General features: G+C 34.3%; 25 protein-coding genes. 22 read left to right on the forward strand and 3 right to left on the reverse strand.

What is annotated here, in order from left to right; all coding sequences use genetic code 11:
• Nucleotides 1-66 precede the first annotated feature (66 nt).
• The 6 genes from mnmG (at nt 67) to ACOQFO_RS12700 (ending at nt 6678) form a co-directional block, all read left to right on the forward strand.
• Nucleotides 67-1962 (forward strand): tRNA uridine-5-carboxymethylaminomethyl(34) synthesis enzyme MnmG, encoded by a 1896-nt coding sequence (gene mnmG / locus ACOQFO_RS12675; RefSeq protein WP_421690033.1) that lies wholly within the window; start codon nt 67-69, stop codon nt 1960-1962.
• Nucleotides 1963-2051: 89 nt separating this feature from the next.
• Nucleotides 2052-2768, forward strand: coding sequence for a 16S rRNA (guanine(527)-N(7))-methyltransferase RsmG (gene rsmG, locus ACOQFO_RS12680; protein WP_421690034.1), 717 nt, complete (start codon nt 2052-2054; stop codon nt 2766-2768).
• A 367-nt stretch (nt 2769-3135) separates the two neighbouring features.
• The gene (gene noc, locus ACOQFO_RS12685; RefSeq protein ID WP_421690035.1) at nt 3136-4014 is read left to right on the forward strand and encodes a nucleoid occlusion protein; all 879 of its coding nucleotides are present in this window, start codon (nt 3136-3138) and stop codon (nt 4012-4014) included.
• 185 nt (nt 4015-4199) lie between these two features.
• A complete protein-coding gene (locus tag ACOQFO_RS12690; RefSeq protein ID WP_421690036.1) occupies nt 4200-4961 on the forward strand; it encodes a ParA family protein in 762 nt (253 codons plus the stop codon).
• A complete protein-coding gene (locus ACOQFO_RS12695; protein WP_421690037.1) occupies nt 4954-5793 on the forward strand; it encodes a ParB/RepB/Spo0J family partition protein in 840 nt (279 codons plus the stop codon). Before ACOQFO_RS12690 ends, ACOQFO_RS12695 begins: the two co-directional genes overlap by 8 nt.
• Nucleotides 5794-5964: 171 nt before the next feature.
• Complete coding sequence (locus tag ACOQFO_RS12700) at nt 5965-6678, forward strand: DUF554 domain-containing protein (protein WP_421690038.1); 714 nt, start codon at nt 5965-5967, stop codon at nt 6676-6678.
• Here ACOQFO_RS12700 and yyaC read toward each other — a convergent pair.
• On the reverse strand, nt 6595-7224 hold the full coding sequence (gene yyaC, locus ACOQFO_RS12705; RefSeq protein WP_421690039.1) for a spore protease YyaC: 630 nt from the start codon (nt 7222-7224) through the stop codon (nt 6595-6597). The genes ACOQFO_RS12700 and yyaC overlap by 84 nt on opposite strands.
• A 113-nt stretch (nt 7225-7337) precedes the next feature.
• Between yyaC and ACOQFO_RS12710 the strand changes: the two genes are divergently transcribed.
• The 6 genes from ACOQFO_RS12710 (at nt 7338) to ACOQFO_RS12735 (ending at nt 10789) form a co-directional block, all read left to right on the forward strand.
• The gene (locus ACOQFO_RS12710; protein ID WP_421690040.1) at nt 7338-8264 is read left to right on the forward strand and encodes a mechanosensitive ion channel family protein; all 927 of its coding nucleotides are present in this window, start codon (nt 7338-7340) and stop codon (nt 8262-8264) included.
• Nucleotides 8264-8467, forward strand: coding sequence for a DUF951 domain-containing protein (locus ACOQFO_RS12715; protein ID WP_421690041.1), 204 nt, complete (start codon nt 8264-8266; stop codon nt 8465-8467). Before ACOQFO_RS12710 ends, ACOQFO_RS12715 begins: the two co-directional genes overlap by 1 nt.
• 114 nt (nt 8468-8581) lie before the next feature.
• Entirely contained in the window at nt 8582-9682 is a 1101-nt protein-coding gene (ychF, locus tag ACOQFO_RS12720; protein ID WP_421690042.1) for a redox-regulated ATPase YchF, read from the forward strand.
• A gap of 73 nt (nt 9683-9755) precedes the next feature.
• Nucleotides 9756-10031: a hypothetical protein gene (locus tag ACOQFO_RS12725; protein WP_421690043.1), complete on the forward strand. Its 276-nt coding sequence runs from the start codon at nt 9756-9758 to the stop codon at nt 10029-10031.
• A 147-nt stretch (nt 10032-10178) separates the two neighbouring features.
• Nucleotides 10179-10610, forward strand: coding sequence for a hypothetical protein (locus ACOQFO_RS12730; RefSeq protein WP_421690044.1), 432 nt, complete (start codon nt 10179-10181; stop codon nt 10608-10610).
• Between the two features lie 59 nt (nt 10611-10669).
• Nucleotides 10670-10789, forward strand: a complete 120-nt coding sequence (locus ACOQFO_RS12735) for a hypothetical protein (protein ID WP_421690046.1) — start codon at nt 10670-10672, stop codon at nt 10787-10789.
• Nucleotides 10790-10844: 55 nt separating this feature from the next.
• Here ACOQFO_RS12735 and ACOQFO_RS12740 read toward each other — a convergent pair whose 3' ends face one another.
• Nucleotides 10845-11390 carry a DUF3267 domain-containing protein gene (locus ACOQFO_RS12740; protein ID WP_421690047.1) on the reverse strand — a complete coding sequence of 182 codons (546 nt, stop codon included), beginning with the start codon at nt 11388-11390 and terminating at the stop codon, nt 10845-10847.
• Between the two features lie 177 nt (nt 11391-11567).
• On the opposite strand from ACOQFO_RS12740, the gene rpsF reads away from it, so the two are divergent.
• From rpsF to ACOQFO_RS12780, 8 genes are all read left to right on the forward strand, one after another.
• Entirely contained in the window at nt 11568-11855 is a 288-nt protein-coding gene (gene rpsF, locus ACOQFO_RS12745; protein ID WP_421690048.1) for a 30S ribosomal protein S6, read from the forward strand.
• Between the two features lie 48 nt (nt 11856-11903).
• Nucleotides 11904-12443 carry a single-stranded DNA-binding protein gene (ssb, locus tag ACOQFO_RS12750; protein WP_421690049.1) on the forward strand — a complete coding sequence of 180 codons (540 nt, stop codon included), beginning with the start codon at nt 11904-11906 and terminating at the stop codon, nt 12441-12443.
• Nucleotides 12444-12502: 59 nt separating this feature from the next.
• Nucleotides 12503-12739 carry a 30S ribosomal protein S18 gene (rpsR, locus tag ACOQFO_RS12755; protein WP_421690050.1) on the forward strand — a complete coding sequence of 79 codons (237 nt, stop codon included), beginning with the start codon at nt 12503-12505 and terminating at the stop codon, nt 12737-12739.
• 389 nt (nt 12740-13128) lie between these two features.
• Entirely contained in the window at nt 13129-14073 is a 945-nt protein-coding gene (locus tag ACOQFO_RS12760; protein WP_421690051.1) for a YybS family protein, read from the forward strand.
• A gap of 12 nt (nt 14074-14085) precedes the next feature.
• Entirely contained in the window at nt 14086-16056 is a 1971-nt protein-coding gene (locus ACOQFO_RS12765) for a DHH family phosphoesterase (protein ID WP_421690052.1), read from the forward strand.
• Entirely contained in the window at nt 16056-16502 is a 447-nt protein-coding gene (gene rplI / locus ACOQFO_RS12770) for a 50S ribosomal protein L9 (protein WP_421690202.1), read from the forward strand. The genes ACOQFO_RS12765 and rplI overlap by 1 nt, the downstream gene beginning before the upstream one ends.
• A gap of 12 nt (nt 16503-16514) precedes the next feature.
• On the forward strand, nt 16515-17876 hold the full coding sequence (gene dnaB / locus ACOQFO_RS12775) for a replicative DNA helicase (RefSeq protein ID WP_421690053.1): 1362 nt from the start codon (nt 16515-16517) through the stop codon (nt 17874-17876).
• Between the two features lie 218 nt (nt 17877-18094).
• Nucleotides 18095-19381, forward strand: a complete 1287-nt coding sequence (locus ACOQFO_RS12780; RefSeq protein ID WP_421690054.1) for an adenylosuccinate synthase — start codon at nt 18095-18097, stop codon at nt 19379-19381.
• Between the two features lie 165 nt (nt 19382-19546).
• Here ACOQFO_RS12780 and ACOQFO_RS12785 read toward each other — a convergent pair whose 3' ends face one another.
• The gene (locus ACOQFO_RS12785) at nt 19547-20422 is read right to left on the reverse strand and encodes a YitT family protein (RefSeq protein WP_421690055.1); all 876 of its coding nucleotides are present in this window, start codon (nt 20420-20422) and stop codon (nt 19547-19549) included.
• A gap of 467 nt (nt 20423-20889) precedes the next feature.
• Here ACOQFO_RS12785 and ACOQFO_RS12790 point away from each other — a divergent pair, with 467 nt between their 5' ends.
• A complete protein-coding gene (locus ACOQFO_RS12790; RefSeq protein WP_421690056.1) occupies nt 20890-22365 on the forward strand; it encodes a peptidoglycan DD-metalloendopeptidase family protein in 1476 nt (491 codons plus the stop codon).
• Between the two features lie 449 nt (nt 22366-22814).
• Nucleotides 22815-23528, forward strand: a complete 714-nt coding sequence (yycF, locus tag ACOQFO_RS12795) for a response regulator YycF (RefSeq protein WP_421690057.1) — start codon at nt 22815-22817, stop codon at nt 23526-23528.

Here is a 23528-nt window from a genome sequence, read left to right on the forward strand (position 1 = left end):
ACTTTGTTGAAACGATATAAATGGGTAAATTAACATAAACGTTAAAGATTAGAGAGGAAGATAAGCATGACAACGACTACTTATGAAGCAGGTACGTTTGATTGTATTGTAATCGGCGCTGGTCATGCTGGTGTAGAAGCAGCATATGCGGCTAGTAAAATGGGTGCTAAAACACTCATGTTAACGATCAATATAGATATGATTGCCTTTATGCCATGTAATCCATCCATTGGAGGACCTGCAAAAGGGATTGTAGTTCGCGAAATCGATGCATTAGGCGGATTAATGGGGAAAGTGATCGATAAAACCCATATCCAAATGCGTATGTTAAACACAGGTAAAGGACCTGCAGTACGTGCTTTACGTGCCCAAGCAGATAAAGTCCTTTATCAACGTGAAATGAAACGTATTTTAGAGGAACAAGAAAATTTAACGATTTACCAAGCTATGGTTGATGAATTAATCGTTGAAGACGATGAAGTAAAAGGTGTTATTACTCAAACTGGTGCAATTTACCGAGCAAAAACAGTAATAATAACAACTGGTACTTATTTGCGTGGGGAAATTATTATCGGTGACTTGAAATATTCAAGTGGTCCAAATAATATGCGACCATCATTAAAACTTGCTGATAACTTACTTGAATTAGGATTCGATATTGTACGTTTTAAAACGGGAACTCCTCCACGTGTTAACAGTAAAACGATCGATTATAGTAAAACGGAAATTCAGCCTGGTGATGAAGAACCACGTGCTTTTAGCTTTGAAACAACTGAATTTATTTTAGATCAATTACCATGTTGGTTAACTTATACAAGCTTAGAAACACATGAGATTATCAACAATAATTTAGACAAAGCACCAATGTTTACAGGATTAGTAACTGGACCTGGACCACGTTACTGCCCATCTATTGAGACGAAAGTAGTTCGTTTTAATGATAAACCACGCCATCAAATTTTCTTAGAGCCAGAAGGAAGAGATACAGATGAAGTATATGTTCAAGGTTTATCAACAAGTTTACCTGAAAATATACAAAATCTAATGCTAAAATCAATTCCCGGATTAGAAAATGCAGAGATGATGCGTGCTGGTTATGCGATTGAGTACGATGCAGTTATTCCAACTCAATTATGGCCAACACTAGAAACAAAACGAATTAAAAACTTATTTACTGCTGGTCAAATAAATGGTACGAGTGGTTATGAAGAAGCAGCTGGCCAAGGAATTATGGCAGGTATTAATGCTGCATGTAAAGTATTAGGAAAAGATGAAGTAATTCTTAAACGTTCAGATGCCTATATTGGCGTGCTTATAGACGATTTAGTAACTAAAGGTACAAATGAACCTTATCGTTTATTAACTTCTCGCGCGGAATATCGTTTATTGCTAAGACATGATAACGCAGATTTACGACTAACAGAAATAGGATATAAGTTAGGAATGATTCCTGAAGAGCGTTATGCTAAATATTTGTTAAAGAAAGAACAAATTGAATCAGAAATCGCTAGACTACGAGAAGTAATCATCAAACCAAACGAAAAAACGCAAGAAGTAATTCGTTCTGTTGGCGGTACAGAATTGAAAGATGGTATACGTGCAGCAGATTTAGTGAAGCGTACTGAAATGAATTATGAGTTAGTGGCTTCATTATCACCTTCTGAAGTTGAACTTAGTGATGAAGTGAAAGAGCAAATAGAAATCCAATTGAAATATGAGGGTTATATTCAAAAAGCTTTAGCACAAGTTGAGAAACTTCACAAAATGGAAGAAAAGAAAATACCAGAAAACATTGATTATGATGCGATTTCTAGCTTAGCTACTGAAGCTAGAGAAAAACTAAAAGAGGTTCGTCCGTTAACAATTGCTCAAGCCTCTAGAATTTCAGGTGTTAACCCTGCAGACATTTCAATTCTTCTTGTTTATATTGAACAAGGAAAGATTGCGCGAATCAGTAATTAATTGATAAATGAGCGTTCGGGTGGGAAAAATGACTCGAACGCTCGCTTTTTAAGATGGACAGGATTTCGTATACTTAAAGGAGACCCACTATGAACGAAAAAGAATTTGTTGAAGCATTGAAAGAAAAGGGTATTCAATTAACAGATGAACAAATCAATCAGTTTAAACAATACTTCGAATTACTAGTTGAATGGAACGAAAAAATGAACTTAACTGCCATTACTGATCTAGAAGGTGTATATTTAAAACATTTTTATGATTCCATTAGTGCAAGTTTTTACTTTGACTTTACAAAAGTGACAACTGTTTGTGATGTAGGAGCGGGGGCTGGTTTCCCAAGCTTACCAATTAAAATTTGTTTCCCACACTTACAAGTAACAATCGTCGATTCATTAAATAAAAGAATTGGATTTTTAAATCATTTAAGTGAACAATTGAATTTAGATCATGTAGAGTTTGTTCATGCTCGTGCTGAAGAATTTGGACAAAATCCAAAATATCGTGAAAAATTCGATGTTACTACCGCACGTGCAGTTGCAAGACTATCTGTTTTATCAGAGTTTTGTATTCCTTTAGTAAAAAAGGGAGGCAATTTCGTAGCATTAAAAGCAGCAGCTGGACCAGAGGAATTAAAAGATGCAAAAAAAGCAATTTCTACACTGGGTGCAAAAATAAAAGAAGAATATGCTTACAAACTTCCAGTTGAAGAAAGTGATCGTACACTTTACGTCTTTGATAAAATTAAGGAAACACCTAAAAAATATCCTAGAAAACCTGGTGTTCCAAATAAAACTCCTATTCAATAATAAGAATTGAATGGAATATTGTTACGGAAAAATACAGATTGTTCCACGTGAAACATCTAAATTGTCTCTTTTTTCTGTTTCACGTGTGTTTTTTATATGAAATTGTTTCATGTGAAACATTTCCAAATGGAAAAATATTTAATCTTAAAAAAATTTGCATTTATATTCATACATAATCTATAGTTAGTACAGTTTAGTAATTTAATAGATAGAGTTTCTAAAAATAGGGGATCTCTATGTCTTTATGACTGTCATATAGGATAAATATAGTGTTAAGTCTATGATATTATTATACTGTACATTTTAATATATTTCGTTGATAATATAATATAGGAGTTAGAAAGTTTCAAAAAGGTGGTGCCATTGGATGAAAAGTCCTTTTTCACGTTTTTTCGGAGGCGGGGATAAGCTAGCATCTGAGGTTAAGAGTGATGTGGAAGTAATAGAAAGCAAGTCTACTGAAGAAGTAGTTAAAATAACAATTGATAAAATTATTCCAAATCGTTATCAACCCAGAACAGTTTTTGATGAAGAAAAAATTGAAGAATTAGCAAGAACGATTCATACGCACGGTGTTATTCAGCCAATCGTTGTAAGACGTTTTAATGAAGACCAGTACGAAATCATTGCTGGTGAACGTCGCTATCGGGCAATGAAAAAACTTAATTGGACTGAAGTTCCTGCTATAGTTCGTAATTTAAGTGATAAAGAGACAGCTTCAATTGCTTTAATAGAAAATTTACAAAGAGAAGAGCTAACTGCAATTGAGGAAGCAATGGCTTATCAGCAACTAATCGAACTCCATTCATTAACACAAGAAGCACTTGCTCAACGTCTTGGAAAAGGCCAATCGACGATTGCTAATAAAATACGATTATTAAAGTTACCACAAAACGTTCAGGAAGCGATTCTGAAAAGAGAAATTTCTGAAAGACATGCACGTGCTTTAATATCGATTAAAGATGAAGAAACACAAAGTGAATTAGTAAACCTTATTAAAGAATATGACTGGAACGTACGCCAGTTAGAAGATTATATACAGCAACTATTAGCACCAAAAGAAGATGAAGTTAAGAAAGAAAGAACTAAAAGAAAAGCAATTAGTAAAGATATACGAATTGCAGTTAATACTATTAGACAATCACTATCGATGGTTACTAAAAGCGGTATAAATGTAAAAACTGAAGAAGAAGATTCGGAAGATTTCTATACAATTACTGTTAAAATACCAAAGAAAAAGAATTAATAGACTTCAAATGGTTCCTTATTAAAAAAGGAGCCATTTTTATTTCGTTTTTTCAACCTAAATATTATTTTTTTGTTAGAATAGTAGAAGTACAATAAACTAGTTTTTTATTGTTATTAAACAAAACAATTAATTATTTGACCATTTTAATAGAAAACTGAACGATGAAAGTAGGTGCAAACGTCTTGGGAAGAATTATTGCTATAACAAATCAAAAGGGTGGTGTTGGTAAAACAACGACATCTGTAAATTTGAGTGCTTGTTTAGCTTATCTAGGAAAAAAAGTATTACTTATTGACATTGATCCACAAGGCAATGCAACAAGTGGTGTTGGTATCAATAAAGGAGAAACACAACATTGTATTTATGATGTGTTAATTGATGATGAAGATATAAGAAATGTAATTAAAGAGACGAAGGTTGAAAATTTATCTTTAGTCCCTGCAACGATTTCCCTTGCTGGTGCAGAAGTTGAATTAGTTTCTACAATTTCAAGGGAAGTTCGATTGAAGCATGCATTAGATGAAGTGAAAGATCGATATGATTACATGATTATTGATTGTCCGCCTTCGTTAGGCTTACTTACAATTAATGCATTAACAGCTGCTGATGCAGTAATCATTCCTGTTCAATGTGAATTTTACGCATTAGAAGGATTGAGTCAGTTATTATCAACAGTTCGACTTGTTCAAAAACATTTAAATCAAGAATTATATATTGATGGTGTTGTCTTAACAATGCTCGATGCTCGTACGAATTTGGGAATTCAAGTTATTGAAGAAGTAAAAAAATATTTCCAAGATAAAGTTTACAAATCAATTATTCCAAGAAATGTTCGTTTAAGTGAAGCTCCGAGTCATGGCGAGCCAATTATCATTTACGATCCAAAATCAAGAGGTGCAGAAATCTATTTAGAGTTGGCAAGGGAAGTGATAAAAAATGGCTAGAGGATTAGGTAAAGGTTTAGATGCTTTGTTACCAGCCGTTGATAATGAGAATGAAGTTAAAAAAATATCGATTCAAAAATTAGTTGCTAACCCTTATCAACCACGTAAAATTTTTGAAGATGAAGCAATTAAGGAATTAGCACAATCCATACATGAACATGGAATTATTCAACCAATTGTCGTACGAAAAAAAGGAACGAAATATGAAATCGTTGTAGGTGAAAGACGTTTTAGAGCCGCAAAATTAGCAAACTTAGATGAAGTTCCTGCCATTGTAAAAGAAATGACAGAAGAACAAATGATGGAAGTTGCTATTTTAGAGAACCTTCAACGTGAAGACTTAACACCTATTGAAGAAGCAGAAGCTTATCAAAGTTTAATTGAAAAATTAAATTTCACACAAGAAGATCTTGCGAAACGATTAGGGAAATCACGCCCACACATAACGAATCATATTCGCTTACTTCAATTACCAGAGGTTGTTAGACAAATGATCAACGATGGGGCTCTATCAATGGGGCACGGAAGAACGTTGCTAGGGTTGAAAAACAAAAGAAGAATACCTGAAGTTGCAAATAAAGTAATCAAACAACAACTCAATGTCCGCCAACTAGAAAATTTAATTAAAGAATATAATGAAAATGTTTCACGTGAAACACCAAAAACTAGAAAAGATATATTCGTTCAATCAAAAGAAACTCAATTACGAGAGTACTTTGGAACAAATGTTCAAATCAAGAAAACAAAAAATAAAGGTAAAATTGAAATTGAATTTTACTCAGAAGAAGATTTAGAGCGAATATTAGAAATATTAGAATTAGAAGAGGAATAAAAAGTAATCGAGCGCCAATCGGACTGGTGCTCGATTTTATTCGTAAAAATCAATGATATGTAGCCAATACAACATAGATAAAAGAAGGTTAACTACATGTTTAATAAGCACCTAATGTATTGAACAACAGATATTTATTAGGCAAGTGTATAGTTAGATAGGAGACGAAGAATGATTCTATTAGGCGCAATTATTAACTCCGTGTTAGTTATGATCGGTTCGGTAATTGGTAGATTATTTCAAAGCATACCCGAACAGATGAAAAGTACTGTTCTCCAAATAATAGGACTTGCAGTAGCGGTATTGGGAATTCAAATGGGCTTTGAAACTAGTAATGTCGTCATTGTAATTATTAGTTTAGTAATTGGAGCAGTTATTGGTGAATGGATTGACTTAGATAAACAAATTGGGAAGTTAGGTAAATGGGTAGAATCGCTGTTTAAAAGTAAAAAACAGAATACTACCACAAGCATTTCAGATGGATTTGTAACGGCAACGTTATTATTCGTAATAGGATCAATGGGAATAATAGGAGCATTAGATAGTGGCTTAAGGAATAATCATGATGTTTTGATAACGAAGGGAATTATTGATGGATTTATTGCGATTATTTTATCTTCAACATTAGGTCTTGGTGTATTATTATCTGCTGTTCCAATTCTTATTTATGAAGGAACTATTGCGCTTTTAGCAGGCATAATAAGTAAGTATATACCAGAAGCAGCCCTCAATTTATACATAAAAGAAATGACTGCTACAGGTGGTATTATGATACTAGCTATTGGGTTAAATATGGCTGGCTTAACTAAAATTCGAGTAGCCAATTTGCTCCCTGGAATCATCGTAGTGGGCATAGTTGTTGCTATTATTTTTCCCTTTCAGTGAATAACGTTGCCAAGCTAATAGTAATGCTCTAGCTATTTTATCGCTCATCGAATAGGTTGTTTTAAGACGAGTATTTTGCAAAACAATCATTTCCATAAATCCACCAACATTAACAATACCTTTAATCGAAATATCACCAATTGCTGGTAGATCTTTTTTGACTGCTTTTCCTGGTAAAAGGGGTCCTTCGTGAACGATAATCTGACCGATATTTTTTTCTGACCCTAAGCATGCATCGATGGCCACGACAAATGGAGTAGTACTTGACTGTTGTAGTTCTTCCACTGTGTCTTGCAAATTGACGGCATGTAAAGGATTTTCTAATGTTCCAATTACTCTAAAAGGAAAAGAGTGATAGCTTTCTAGAAAACTTCCTGTAAGTGGGCCAAGTGAATCACCTGTAGAACGGTCAGTTCCAATACAACAAAAAATGATTTGCTCATGGCCAAATGGGATATAATTAAGGAATAGGTCACTTAAACGCCATACAGCGCCAGATTGTTCATGATGAACAAAAGATCTAACAGTTTCGTTTATATTCTGCATAATAATCTCTCTTTCTTAAATTTTATGAAAAAAGGATTCTCTAAAACTTGTGCTTTAACTTATTGTTATGCAGTATATTCAAAAAATTAGGTAGTTATACAAGGAGTGAAAAAATGGTAGAAGAAAATATAATTACTGACCCTGGTGCAATTGCTAGAATGACAGAACATTTTTGGAATTATTTAAAGAGTGAGGAATTGTGGAATTTTATAACAAATGCTTCCGTAAAAATTATTTCAATCTTACTGCTTTCGTATTTAGTCATTTTTATAGGTAAACGGATCATAAAACGAATCTTTTCACTAAGAGTCAAAACTCCGATTAATTATAGTGAACGACGTCAAAAAACCATTGTAAAATTGTTACAAAGTGTACTTTCGTATGTTGTCTACTTTACTGCAATCATTGCAATCCTATCAGCTTTAAATATTGAAGTGATGGGATTACTTGCAGGAGCTGGGATTGCAGGTTTAGCGATTGGTTTTGGAGCTCAAAGTTTAGTAAAAGATGTGATCACAGGATTTTTCATCATCTTAGAAGATCAATTTGGTGTAGGAGATTATATTAGATTAAATACATCGAGTGTAGCAGAAGGAACAGTTGTAGAAATCGGTTTAAGAACAACAAAAATATTAGGGACGACTGGTGAACAATTCATCATCCCGAATGGTCAAATAACAGACGTTATCAACTTTTCAGTTAATAACTCAAAAGCGATTATTGATATGCAAGTTGGAATTGAAGCTGATATTGAAGCTGTTGAAAAATTAGTAACTGATTATCTGAAAACTTTACCAAATCAATTTGAAGAATTAGTGGGTGTTCCATCGTTTCTAGGTGTTCAAAGTTTTACAGGAACAGAAGTAACAATAAGAATTGTTGCTGAAACGAAACCTTTACAACATTATGCGATTGCACGGGTAATTCGTCGTGATGTAAAAGACATTTTAGATAAAAACGGAATTCCTATGGCATATCCAAAAATGATGTTATATGATCGAGGGAGAGGAAATGCAGATTCGGGAGGAGAGAATGAATAATGGAAACAAAATCATTTGGATTACATGATATTGTCGAAATGAAAAAGCAACATCCTTGTGGGACAAATGCTTGGAAAATCATTCGTATGGGTGCAGATATTCGAATCAAATGTGAAGGTTGCGGTCATAGTGTACTAATTCCTCGTCGTGAATTTGAGAAAAAAATGAAGAAAATCAAAGTAAAAGCAAATCCAGAACAATAGCTAACAAGATATAAATAGAAACGAATTAGACTTTTTCAGTACTTATCAATATAATAGACACTGGTAAAAAACGTATAAAGACAGTTTGTAATAAGAAAGGTCGTGTCAATTTTAATGTCACTTACAGCAGGGATCGTAGGGCTACCCAACGTAGGGAAGTCAACATTATTTAACGCAATAACAAAAGCAGGTGCTCTTGCAGCAAACTATCCATTCGCAACAATTGATCCAAACGTTGGTGTTGTAGAAGTTCCAGATGCCCGTTTAGATAAACTTACAGAATTAGTAGTACCAAAGAAAACAGTTCCTACTGGATTTGAATTTACTGATATTGCAGGAATTGTAAAGGGTGCTTCTAAAGGTGAAGGTTTAGGAAATAAATTCCTTTCTCATATTCGTGAAGTAGATGCAATTTGCCAAGTAGTACGTTGTTTCGAAGATGAAAATATTACTCACGTATCTGGTTCTGTAAATCCAATTGATGATATTGAAGTTATTAACTTAGAGCTTATTTTAGCCGATATGGAATCAGTGGAAAAACGCATTCAACGTGTAAGTAAAATGGCGAAACAAAAAGATAAAGAAGCAATGGTAGAAGAACCAATTCTACTTAAAATTAAAGAAGCTTTAGAAAATGAAAAACCAGCACGCTCTGTAGAATTAACTGATGACGAATTAAAAGTTATTAAAGGACTTCATTTATTAACTATTAAACCAATGCTTTATGTAGCGAACGTATCTGAAGACGAAGTTGCGGATGCAGAAAACAATAAATACGTTCAACAAGTGAAAGAATATGCAGAAGCAGAAGGTGCACGTGTTATTACAATCTGTGCAAAAATCGAAGAAGAAATCTCTGAACTAGACAATGATGAAAAAGCAATGTTCTTACAAGAACTTGGAATCGAAGAATCTGGTTTAGACCAACTGATTCGTGCTTCTTATGATTTATTAGGATTAGCAACATACTTTACAGCAGGTGTACAAGAAGTTCGCGCATGGACGTTCCGTAAAGGGATGAAGGCTCCACAATGTGCAGGAATTATTCACTCAGATTTTGAGCGTGGATTTATTCGTGCAGAGACGGTTTCTTATGATGATTTAGTAGAAGCGGGCTCAATGCAAGCTGCGAAAGAAGCTGGAAAAGTACGTTTAGAAGGTAAAGAATACGTAGTACAAGACGGAGACATTATGTTATTCCGCTTTAACGTTTAATAAAAGACCATAAACTGTTACCATTTAGGTAGCAGTTTTTTATTTATTCCTTAAGTTGAAAAGGGGATGTGAAATGTTTAATGAAGCTGAAAAGAAAAAGATAAAAAGTTTTTCTGAACAAATGGATAGAGAAAAAAGAATTCTTCCTGAAGTGTTGGAATTAATTTATGAACAAAAACTTTTCAAAGTTTTTACACCAATGGCATTAGACGGCTTATCTCTATCTCTAGTTGATGGATTGAAAATCTTTCAACGGGTAGGAGCGGTGGATGGAAATGTTGGATGGACTGTCACAATTGGCTCAGGAGGGAATATGTTTATCCCATTGTTCGATCAGCGAGTATGTTAGGAACGCTTTAGCCATAGAGAAGCTGTAATTGTTGGAAGTGGTAAATTTGGTACTGCTGAACGAGTTAATGGGGGATATATTATTTCTGGTACATGGAAATATTGTAGCGGCTCAGACTATGCAACTCTTTTTACAATGAATTGTAGATTGGCAGATAGTGAGGAAATTGTAACTTGTAGTGTTCCACGTGAAACGGTAGAAATCATCCCGGATTGGAACGCGATGGGATTAAGAGCAACTTCTAGTCATTCTATGAAGTTGAGTAATGTGTTTGTCAAAGATGAGGAAACTTTCAAGTTCGATCATTTTCAAAATCAATACGAATTACCCGTGCATAGTTTTCCATTCATCACGTTTTCTGAAGCCTCATTTTTCTCACTTTGTTTAGGTTTAACAGAACAGTTTTTATCTGAAGCAGCTGAAATATTAGAGCGAAAAAAAGATCATCTCGGATTAGAACGCTATCAATACGTCATGGAACAATGCAGTCAGCATAAATCAAAATTAGAAAATATCGAAGAACGATTTTTTAGTTTGGTTTCTACATACTGGGAGAAACATAACCAGGGGAAAAATTAGATGAAACTGACTTAGCAACATTCACTGCATTTTGTAAGGAACATTCGACGGAAATATTAATGTCAGCCCATTCCCTAATACGTTATTTTGGTATGGATGGGATAATGGAAAATTCCCCTCTAAACCGTGCATGGCGTAATTTATGTACGGCAAGTCAACATATGTTTTTAACACCATAAACATAAAAAAACTACTCACTCTCGTAGTCAAGCTTCATTAAGAGAGGGTAGTTTTTTAATTGTGATGATATACATATAGTCTAGGCAACTCTGGATCATCTTTTATTAAACAATCATTTGGATATTTCTTTAATTCTTTATACATATATAAATCACCAATGGCACCTGCTATTAAAAATGCACCAAGCATTACAACTAAGTTTGAATCAATTGCAAAACCAATTACTGAAGGTAAAGCACCAGTAGTCCAAAAAGGCAGTAGTAAAGCTTTTCTCATTACATGGTTTTTTAATGGTTTAGTTGTCGTAGCGTAAGCAATACCTAGTTTTAGATTTAACCCATAGTCTAGCTCTTTTAACTTCACTCGACCGAAAATAACAAACCCAATTAAATGAAACAACTCATGCAAAATAATTAATAGTACATAACCTATACAAAAAATAATAAACGACCAAAAAGTAATTGATAGTGAAAATCTTTGGTGAATAAGACTATTAATCGCGATAAATAGTACAGTTAATATTATTGTTGCCAAAAGATTAGCTTTCGCCATTTTCCTCATATCTAATTCAATTACAGTCGGATTTGATTGTAGTTCCAAAGTTCTCACTTCCTTAACTAATATTATAACAGAGTGTATTAGTAAATGGGTGACGATATTCTTTATTGCAAGATGTTTTATTTTATGATATAATCCGAAGATGTGAGTAATAAAATTATTCACTCCTTGCTCCCTAAATTTAGGAGAGCCAAAGTCCATAAGGAGGTGCAGATAAAGATGAGAAAGTATGAATTAATGTACATCATTCGCCCGAATATCGAAGAAGAAGCTAAAAAAGCTGTTGTAGAACGCTTAACTGAAGCTTTAACTTCTAACGGTGCTGAAATCATCGAAGCGAAAGAGTGGGGTAAACGCCGCTTAGCTTACGAAATCAACGACTTACGCGAAGGTTACTACCAAATCATGAAAGTAAACGCTGGTTCACAAGCGATCGATGAGTACACTCGTATCGCTAACATTAGCGAAGACGTAATCCGTCACATCGCAGTTCGTTTAGAAGCTTAATCTATATAAAAATAATAACAAAACGCTGAAAAAAGGAGGTTGTATAAGATGATTAACCGTGTCGTTTTAGTTGGAAGACTAACGAAGGATCCGGAGCTACGCTACACACCGAATGGCATTCCGATGACTCGTTTTACAATTGCTGTAAATCGAACATTTTCGAGCCAATCAGGTGAACGCGAAGCTGATTTCATAGGCTGTATTGCTTGGAGAAAACAAGCTGAAAACTTAGCAAACTTCATGAAAAAAGGAGGTTTGATCGGAGTTGAAGGCCGTATCCAAACAGGAAGCTTTGAAGGGCAAGACGGAAAACGCGTCTATACAACAGATGTAGTAGCAGACTCAGTACAGTTCTTAGAACCACGTAGTGGAGGTGCTTCTCAACAGCAGTATGGAGCGCAGCCATCATATGGCAGTCAGCCTGCTTATGGTACAAGCCAACCACAATATGGCAACCAACAACAGCAGGATCCGTTCGCATCATATCAACCACCTCAAAATCAGCAAAATTATACACGTATGGATGAGGATCCATTTGCTTCAAGCAAAGGTCCGATTGAAGTCTCTGAAGATGACTTACCATTTTAATTTTTAGCGTAGGACGAAAAATACGCTTAACAAAAAATATTTAAAGGAGGAGAAAGTAAATGGCACAACGTCGCGGAGGCCGCAAACGCCGTAAAGTTTGTTACTTCACTTCAAACAACATTACTAATATCGATTACAAAGATGTTGATTTACTTAAAAAGTTCATCTCTGAACGTGGGAAAATCCTTCCTCGTCGAGTAACTGGTACAAGTGCAAAATACCAACGTAAATTAACTACAGCTATCAAACGTGCTCGTATCATGGCACTTCTTCCATTCGTAGCTGAAGATAAATAAGATTTTAACTAGACACAACAAGGGTTTAATACCTTTGTTGTGTTTTTTTTATATCTAAATGAATCTCATTGCATTATCAAATTCGTACTATTGATTAGGAAAATAATATTTAGTAATCCTGATTATTAATAGTAATTGTATACAATTTAAAAGAGTGGGTCGTAGAATTAATTTTTTATAAAGGGTTCCAATAAGTCATTCAAACGACTTTTTGAGCCTTTGTAATTTTCTTGAAGAATTCATTTTTAAATATATGATTTCAATTATTAACAATTTAGGAATTATTTGAAACTAACTTTGTTAACCGTCTCGTACTTTTGTCCAATACTAGAAAAAGTGTTACAATATACGAATGAATATATATGAACTTGATAAAAGGAAGGTTTTAAATGCCGAATAATCAAACAAAGGGACTTGCTCACGGCGCAATGATGATTGCTATTTTTGCAGTACTAATTGCGATTTCTTTATATGTACCTCTCGTAAGCTTTGTAGCAACGATATTCGCACCGTTACCTCTTGCTTGGTATAGTTCAAAATATGATCGAAACCAATCAATCTTTGTTGCTATTTTTGCAATTGCCATTACGTTCTTTATTGGTGGTTTATTAATATTACCGTTTTCATTCATATTTGCTTCAATTGGTGTTGTGATGGGTATGACACTACAGCTTAAGAAAAGTAAAATCTTCTTATTAATGGCTACAGGTTTAACTGTATTAATTACTTTTGCAATTGATTATTTAATTACGTTGAAATTATTTGAGGTTGACTTTATTAAAGAAACGATGCAACTAATGCGTACAAGTTATGAACAATCATTAACATTAACGCAAAATATTACGGGGCAATCTCCATTAACAACAGAAGATTTAGAGTTACTCTTCGTAACGTTAGAAACAACTATTCCTGCAGCAGTTACAATAGCTGCATTCGTATTAGCGTTTATTATCATTTCGCTTAATTTACCTATTTTAAAACGGTTAGGAATAAATGTACCTAAATTTAGTGCATTAAAGGATTTAAAACTTCCACGCTCAATTTTATGGTACTACTTAATTGTATTATCTATTAATTTATTTGTTAAACCTGAAGTAGGGACAACGCTATATGTAATTTGTTTAAATCTATCGATGGTATTATGGGTATTGTTAACGATTCAAGGTTTATCCTTTATCTTGTATTTCCTAGATAAAAAAGTAAAGCTAACGAATTTGATCAAAGTATTGGTAATACTATTGGCAATTCCCCTTTATTCCTTTGTAGTCTTAATCGGAATTGTAGATTTAGGTTTCGACATACGCGGACTAGTGAAAGATAAGGTTCAGAAGTAAGGAGTTGATAATATGGATACTTATAGGAAAAGACCAATACGACATCCACTTTTGTATCTTTCCATTATTGGACTAGTTGCCGTAACCCTAGTATTTATGTGGAATATATGGATTGGACTATCCCTTGCAGTTGTAATGGTAGCAGGACTTATCTATGCGTGGCAAGTAGAGAAAACTTCTTACGAAACAATTGAAAAATATATTGAATCCCTATCCTATCGAATGAAAAAGGTGGGGGAAGAAGCATTACTTGAAATGCCGATTGGGATTTTACTAATTAACGATAAGTTTATGATCGAGTGGGCAAACCCATTTATGTTAAATATCCTGAATGTAGATAGTCTAATAGGTGAAGAATTGTTTTCTCTATCAGATGATCTACGTCTTTTAACGAAACCTGATGATAAACACGAAATCATTGTTTCGATTGGAGAAAGAAAGTATCAAGTTATTTATAAACAGACTGAAAGATTACTGTACTTCTTTGATGTGACAGAACAAGTTGAAATTGAATTGCAGTATTATGCAGATCGTACAGTGATCGCCATATTGTTCATCGATAACTATGATGAGATAACAAAAGGGATGGACGACCAAACAAAAAGTTTAACGAACACTTTAGTTACGTCCATTGTAAACAAATGGTCAGCAAAATACGGAATTTACTCAAGACGAATTGCCTCAGATCGATTTTTAGCGATCTTAAATGAATCCATTTTAGGTGAACTTGAAAAAGGCAAATTTGCAATACTAGATGATATTCGTGAAAGTACATCCCAAAAGAGCCTCTCACTCACTTTGAGTATAGGAGTTGGTGCAGGGTCTTCTTCGCTGATTAAACTTGGTGAGCTTGCACAGTCGAGTTTAGATCTTGTATTAGGTCGTGGTGGAGACCAAGTAGCCATTAAACAGCCTAATGGTAAAGTACGATTTTATGGTGGGAAAACAAATCCCGTTGAAAAGCGAACTCGTGTAAGAGCCCGTGTCATATCCCATGCGTTACAGGATTTAATCCAAGAAAGTGATCAGGTCTTTATAATGGGGCACAAAAACCCTGATATGGACGCGATTGGTGCGAGTATGGGTGTTCGCAAGATGGTAGAGAAAAGTAAGGTGAAAGGCCATATTATCGTCAATTTTAATGAGTTAAATGGTAGTGTAAATCGTTTAATGAAAGAAATTGAAAAGGTCCCAGAAATTTATGAGAATTTCATAACACCTGAAGAAGCACTTGGAAAAGTAACTGAAAAGTCTTTATTAGTCATAGTTGATACTCATAAACCAAGTTTAGTTATAGATGAACATTTACTAACTAAATGTGAAAAAGTGGTTATTATCGATCATCATCGTAGAGGTGAAGATTTCATTTCAAATCCAACTTTGGTTTATATGGAACCATATGCATCTTCAACTTGTGAGCTTGTAACAGAGCTTTTAGAATATCAACCAGAGACGAATAAATTATCTAATTTAGAAGCAACTGCACTATTATCAGGTATTATCGTTGATACAAAAAGCTTCACTTTAAGAACTGGAGCAAGAACCTTTGAAGCAGCTTCTTACCTAAGAACACATGGAGCAGATACGATTTTAGTTCAACGATTATTAAAAGAAGATGTGAGTACTTATATTGAGCGCTCAAAAATCATCCAAACAGTTGAGTTTATTCATCCTGGAATTGCAATTGCACATGGTGAAGACAACCGCTTTTATGATACAGTACTAATCGCACAAACAGCAGATATCTTATTATCAATGAAGGATGTTTCGGCATCATTTGTTATTGCTCATCGTCCGGATGGATTAATAGGAATTAGCTCAAGATCACTTGGTGAGATCAATGTCCAACTTATCATGGAGAAGCTTGGCGGTGGTGGACATTTAACAAATGCAGCTTGCCAAATGGAAGTAGAAACTATTTCTGAAGCACTTCAATTATTGAAAAAAGCTATTATAGAAACGTATGAAGGGAGTAATAAATGATGAAAGTAGTTTTCTTAAAAGATGTTAAAGGTAAAGGAAAAAAAGGGGAAGTTAAAAACGTTGCAGACGGCTATGCACAAAACTTTTTAATTAAAAATGGTTATGCTGTAGAAGCATCAAAACAAGCAATAAGTCAATTAGAAGGTCAAAAGAAATTAGAAGAAAAACATGCTGCAGCTGAATTACAAGCAGCAAAAGAATTAAAAGATCGTTTAGAGCAACTAACAGTGGAAATTAAAGCAAAGTCGGGCGAAGGCGGCAGACTATTTGGTTCTGTTTCAACAAAGCAAATTGCTGAGGCACTTCAAAAAGCACACGGAATTAAAATCGATAAACGTAAAATGGAGAGCGAAGGAATTCGTAGTCTAGGTTTTACAAACATTCCTGTAAAATTACACAATGAAGTAAAAGCAACTTTAAAAGTACATGTAACTGAAGAAGCGTAAGGAGAGAATGGTATGACTGATACCATAATGGATCGTGTCCCACCCCATAATCATGAAGCAGAGCAATCTGTTTTAGGTGCAATATTTTTAGATCCAACTGCGTTAATCACTGCTTCTGAAATACTAATTCCAGAAGATTTTTACCGTATAAGCCATCAAAAGATTTTCAAAACGATGCTTTTCTTAAGTGATCATGGAAAACCGATTGATCTTGTAACCGTAACAGAAGAATTATCTAGTAAAAAAGAGCTTGAGGATGTTGGAGGTCTATCCTACCTAACAGAATTAGCGAACGCTGTACCGACTGCAGCAAACGTAGGTCACTATGCAAAAATCGTTGAAGAAAAGTCAATATTAAGACGATTAATTCGTGTTGCAACAAGTATTGTCGAAGATGGTTTTACAAGAGAGGATGAGGTAGAAGCTCTTTTATCAGAAGCGGAAAAAAGAGTCATGGAGGTAGCCAGCCGAAAAAACGCTGGTGACTTCAAACATATAAAAGATGTTCTTGTAAATACGTATGATAATATTGAACAGCTTCAAAACAGAAAAGGTGACGTTACCGGTATTCCAACAGGGTTTAAAGATTTAGACCGAATGACGGCTGGGTTTCAACGCAATGATTTAATTATTGTTGCTGCCAGACCTTCTGTAGGGAAAACGGCCTTTGCGTTAAATATTGCACAAAATGTAGCCATCAGAGCTCGTGAAAATGTCGCAATCTTTTCTCTAGAGATGGGTGCTGAACAGTTGGTTATGCGTTTACTCTGCGCGGAAGGAAATATTGATGCCCAAGCTTTACGTACAGGTGCATTGAGTACAGAAGACTGGGGTAAGTTAACAATGGCCATGGGTAGTTTATCGAATTCAGGTATTTTTATTGATGATACTCCTGGGGTACGCGTTAGTGAGTTAAGAGCAAAATGTAGACGTCTTGCACAGGAACATGGACTTGGGATGATCCTCATTGACTATCTTCAATTAATCCAAGGAAGCGGTAAGCCAGGTGAAAACCGTCAACAAGAGGTTTCTGAAATTTCCCGTTCCTTAAAAGCATTAGCTCGTGAGCTTAAAGTTCCTGTAATTGCACTATCACAATTATCTCGTGGTGTTGAACAAAGACAAGATAAAAGACCGATGATGAGTGATATTCGTGAATCTGGAAGTATTGAGCAGGATGCGGACATCGTTGCCTTCTTATATCGTGATGATTACTATGATAAAGAAACAGAAAATAAGAATATGATTGAAATCATTATTGCGAAGCAACGTAATGGTCCGACTGGTACAGTAACTCTTGCATTCAAAAAGGAATTCAATAAATTTATCAATATTGATTGGTCGCAACATCCACAATTCCAAGAACATGGATAATATTATTTTAGTTTCGAGAATATTAGAACACGAACGATGATTAATCTAATAGATTAATATGTTCGTGTTTTTTCATATTCTTCATTGACTACATTATGAATCACTGTTACAATTGTTCTGTTTGATAAATTAGAAACGATTTTTCGAGTAAGAAATTACTTTCTTTGCTCATAATAATATTGGAAATGGCGCGAATTGCGACTTTCGGAGGTGCTCACATGACATCAGTAGTAGTTGTTGGTACACAATGGGGAGACGAAGGTAAAGGGAAAATTACTGACTTCCTATCAAAAAAAGCAGACGTTATTGCACGTTTTTCTGGTGGAGATAACGCTGGTCATACAATCAAAATTGGCGATGAAACTTATAAATTACACTTAATTCCATCAGGTATTTTTTATAAAGAAAAAACGTCTGTAATGGGTAACGGAATGGTTATCAATCCGAAATCATTAGTAAATGAATTAAAAGGATTACAAGATCGTGGCGTAGATACTTCGAATTTACGTATTTCAAACAGAGCACAAGTCATCCTTCCATATCACATCTATCAAGATAAAGTGGATGAGGAATCTCGTGGAGATAAAAAAATTGGTACAACGATTAAAGGAATCGGGCCATGTTATCAAGACAAAATTGCACGTATGGGTATTCGAATTGCAGATCTTTTAGATCGTGAAGTGTTTGAACAAAAGCTACGTGATAACTTAGAAAAGAAAAACCGTCTTTTTGAAAAATATTATGAAGTCGAAGGATTAAAATTCGAAGATATTTTTGAAGAATATTATGGTTATGGTCAAGAGATTGCTAAATACGTAACTGATACTTCAAAAGTATTAAATGATGTATTAGATGAAGGTGGCCGTGTTTTATTTGAAGGTGCACAAGGTGTTATGTTAGATGTTGACCATGGTACATATCCATTTGTAACTTCTTCAAACCCAGTTGCAGGTGGTGTAACTACTGGTACAGGTATTGGACCTTCACATGTCTCACGTGTTGTTGGTGTATGTAAAGCATATACATCTCGTGTAGGTGATGGACCATTCCCAACAGAATTGTTTGATGAAGTTGGTCAACAAATTCGTGAAGTAGGTCGCGAGTATGGTACTACAACCGGCCGTCCACGTCGTGTTGGTTGGTTTGACTCTGTAGTAGTTCGTCACTCTCGCCGTGTAAGTGGTATTACAGATTTAGCTCTTAACTCTATTGACGTATTATCTGGCTTAGAAACAGTGAAAATCTGTACTGCTTATGAATATAATGGTGAAATCATTACTGAATACCCAGCTAGCTTACATGTACTAGAAGCATGTAAACCAGTTTACGAAGAACTACCAGGGTGGTCAGAAGATATTACAGGTGTTCGTACATTAGACGAGCTACCAGAAAACGCTCGCAAGTACGTTGAACGTATCGTTGAACTTACTGGAATTCAATTAACAACATTCTCAGTAGGACCTGCTCGTGAGCAAACTAATGTTGTAAATGCAATCTGGGAATAGCATATATAACTCCTTAGGAAAACTTTCTTAAGGAGTTTTTATTTTAACAACATTAGTTCTGCGCGAAAGCAAGGCGACAGCTGCAAACTAACGTAGTAAACGCTATTGGGGAATAAAAATAAAAACTTCTAAGGAATAATCTTTCCTTAGAAGTTTTTTTGCTTTTTAGTGAATATCTTTTTTCTTAAATCGTCCGCCTCTAACCTCACTTATATTACCAATGGCAAGGAAAGCGTGAGTATCAATACTTCGAACAATCTCTTTCATTTTTGACTCTTCTAATCGAGTGATCACACAGAAAATAACCTTTTTATTATTTCCCGTATAAGCACCTTCTCCATGTAAATAAGTCACACCACGACCAAGACGGTCCATGATTGCTTGACCAATATCCTCAATCACGTCACTAATGATATAAACGGATTTCGATTCTTCCATACCAAGAACAACGATATCAATCATTTTAGAAGCGATATAATATGCAACTGCAGAATACATTGCTTGCTCCCAAGTGAATACAAACCCTGCAATTGTGAAAATAGCGATGTTAATAAATAAAATAATTTCACCTACAGAAAAAGGTGTTTTTTTGTTGAATAGAATCGCCATTACTTCAGTTCCATCTAAACAACCGCCATATCGAATGACCAAACCAACACCTAGTCCTAGTAAAATACCACCGAAAATAGTAGCTAATAATAGGTCTTTCGTAAATGGCTCTATATGATGTAATAACAAGGTAGCAACGGAAAGAATTGTGATTCCCAATGAGGTAGTTAAAGCAAATGTTTTCCCGATTTGTTTATAACCAATGAAGATAAAAGGAAGGTTTAATAAGAAGATAAAAACCCCAATTGGTATACCTAAAAAGTGAGATAAGATAATGGAAACACCAACAATTCCACCATCCATAACGTTATTTGGAACCAATAATAACTCTAAACCGAAAGCGAAGATTACGGCTCCTATGAATACCATAATAATTCTGTAGGATATTTGCCCTACTGTTAGCTTTGAACTATGTATAACACCCTGCCCCATAAATTACCCCCAGTCCAAAAAATCTCTCTATACCATTATATTATAGGATTTTACTAGATAAGACAAAAGGGAATCAGAAAAGCGTGAAAATTCGCACATTTAATTTTGGCAATTTAACTACAAATTTCGATTTATAGATACGAAAACTATGTAAAATCCAACATTTAACCTTATATTAATAAGGTTACTTTTATAACAATCTTTACTATTATATTAAATACTTAAGAATATTGTATAAAAAGCTCAAAATATGAATATTAATAAATAATAATTTACAATATTAGGTTTAATTAGAATACTAATTACTAGTTTTGTAACAAAAAATGCTCAAATAATACATTTACATTACAAAAGGCTTAATCTATACCGTTGATTTTAGGAATATGGTACAGTTTAGAAGTGATAAATTATTCATTTATATATGGAGTGTTTGAAAATTTTTAACGGACTTTGGAAGGGGCTTTAATATGAGTTCGAAGTGGAACAAAAAAAGAGACTTTACAAAGGAACAAACAACTAGTCTTTTACAAAATCATAAGGGTATGATTAAAACGGCTGCAGTATCTGCTATTTTATTATCTAGTGTTACATTCAATTTGGCTTTTGCTAAAGGTTCAGAAGACAAGGGTTCTCTAGATAAAGTTTATCATATCTACTTATCAGAAAACTACATAGGATCTGTATCTAATCCCGATGCTGTTGAAGATATTATAAAAGAAAAAGAAACTGAAGCAAAAACACAATTTAAACAATTCTCAGTAGATGCTGAGTCCAGCATTTCTATTATCCCTGAGCAAGTATTTTCATATAATACGAATGACCAAGAAGTTCTAACAGCTTTAAAAGAACAATTAGTTGCAAAAGCAGAAGCTTATGCATTAAACGTAAATGGTCAGCCAGTCGTATACTTAAAAGATGTAAATGATTATGAAAAAACAATTCGTTTACTTAAGCTTAAATTCGTTTCAGAGGAACAATTAGCGCAATTAGAAGCAAGTAAAGCATCAGGTGAGCCACTACCAGCTTTACAAGTTGGTCAAACGAGAATAATAGATGTAAAGATGGACACTGTAACTGGCGTTGAATCTGAAGTAATTCCTAGCAAAATTTTAACTCCTGAAGAAGCAGTTCAATATTTACAAACTGGTACTTTAGAAAAAGAATTATATACTGTTCAAGCAGGAGATGTTCTTGGAGCAATTGCCATGAACCATAATTTAAAAACTGCTGAACTATTAGAACTAAATCCCGATTTAAATGAAAATTCGGTTTTACAAATTGGTCAACAAATTAATGTGACTGTTGAAAAGCCATTGGTTAATGTTCAAGTTGTTCAAGAAAAATTACTAAACGAAAAAATAGACTATCAAAAAATTGTAGAAGAAGACTCTACAATGTATAAGGGTGAAACCGTTACAAAACAACAGGGTGTTCAAGGTCAAAAGCAATCTTCTTATGTAATTACAGAAGTTAACGGTAAAGTTACAGAAAAGACTGTTACAAGTGAAGTAATACTTCAAAAACCGATTGATCACATTGTTAAAGTTGGAACAAAAGTAATCTCATCAAGAGGTACGGGTGATTTTTCTTGGCCAGCTGTTGGAGGATATATTTCTAGTAGTATGGGATCTCGTTGGGGATCTTACCATAGAGGACTTGATATCGCAGGACCATCAAACTACAATATTAAAGCTGCAGATAATGGTGTTGTAACAGCTGCTGGTTGGGATGGTTCATACGGCTATCGAATCATTATTAACCATAATAATGGCTATAAAACACTATATGCGCATCTATCAAGAATAGATGTAAAAGTAGGTCAAACTGTTCCTAAAGGATCCGTAATTGGTATAATGGGATCTACAGGTAACTCAACTGGTACACATTTGCATTTTGAAATTCATAAAAACGGATCTCTAGTAAATCCACTATCATATTTTTAATAACTTTTAAGTAAAAGGGCAGTCCGTTATGATAGGACTGTCCTTCATTTTTTTAGAGTTGAACAATCACTTCTCCCCTGTATTAAAAGTAAAGAGAACCCCATTTCATCGTTATCGTTATATAATTCATAATGATAAGTATTATATTTCCCTTATTAATAATCGTGATGATAATATAGGATTAAGGTAAAATTGAATAGATGGAATGATTATTTCCCAGAAAATATTTTCATATTGTTTGATATAATAATATGAAGGGTTTTAATTATTGTCACCGAACAATTAAACTAAGGCAACATCTAAAGAATTCTAGTTTTAAATATCCTTTGTGAAGAATGCTTGAAAACAAAAACATAAGTCTCTTGAACTAAGAGATATCTCATGAAATATAGAAAGTTAATTTAAGTACAGAAATATATAGATTAAAAAATGTGTAAAGGAGAATGAATATGACAACGAAAACGATATTAGTTGTTGATGATGAAAAGCCGATTGCGGATATTTTACAATTCAATTTAATTAAAGAGGGATATCAAGTCATTTGCGCATACGATGGCGATGAAGCTTTACAAAAAATAGAAGAGTCTCAACCAGACTTAATGTTATTAGACATTATGCTTCCGAAAAGAGATGGCATGGAAGTATGCCGTGAAGTTCGTAAAAAGTACGACTTTCCAATTATTATGCTAACAGCAAAAGGTTCGGAAATAGATAAAGTTCTTGGTCTTGAAATGGGTGCAGACGATTATGTAACGAAACCGTTTAGTACTCGTGAATTAATCGCACGTGTGAAAGCAAATATGCGACGTCTACAAGTGAACACGACTGCACAAGACGTGAAAGAAGAATCAAATGATATTGTAGTGGGTTCATTAGTTATTCAGCCTGATGCTTATTTAGTATTAAAGCGCGGAGAAGCTATCGAACTAACGCATCGTGAGTTTGAACTAATTCACTATTTAGCGAAACACATAGGTCAAATCATGACACGTGAACATTTACTTCAAACAGTTTGGGGTTATGATTATTTTGGAGATGTTAGAACAGTGGACGTTACGGTTCGCCGACTACGTGAAAAAATAGAAGATAACCCGAGTCATCCAAACTGGATTGTCACTCGTCGAGGTGTAGGGTATTATTTGCGAAATCCTGAACAGGAGTAA

Origin of the sequence: Ureibacillus sp. MALMAid1270 (assembly GCF_049202975.1) — a bacterium.
Lineage (GTDB): Bacteria > Bacillota > Bacilli > Bacillales_A > Planococcaceae > Ureibacillus.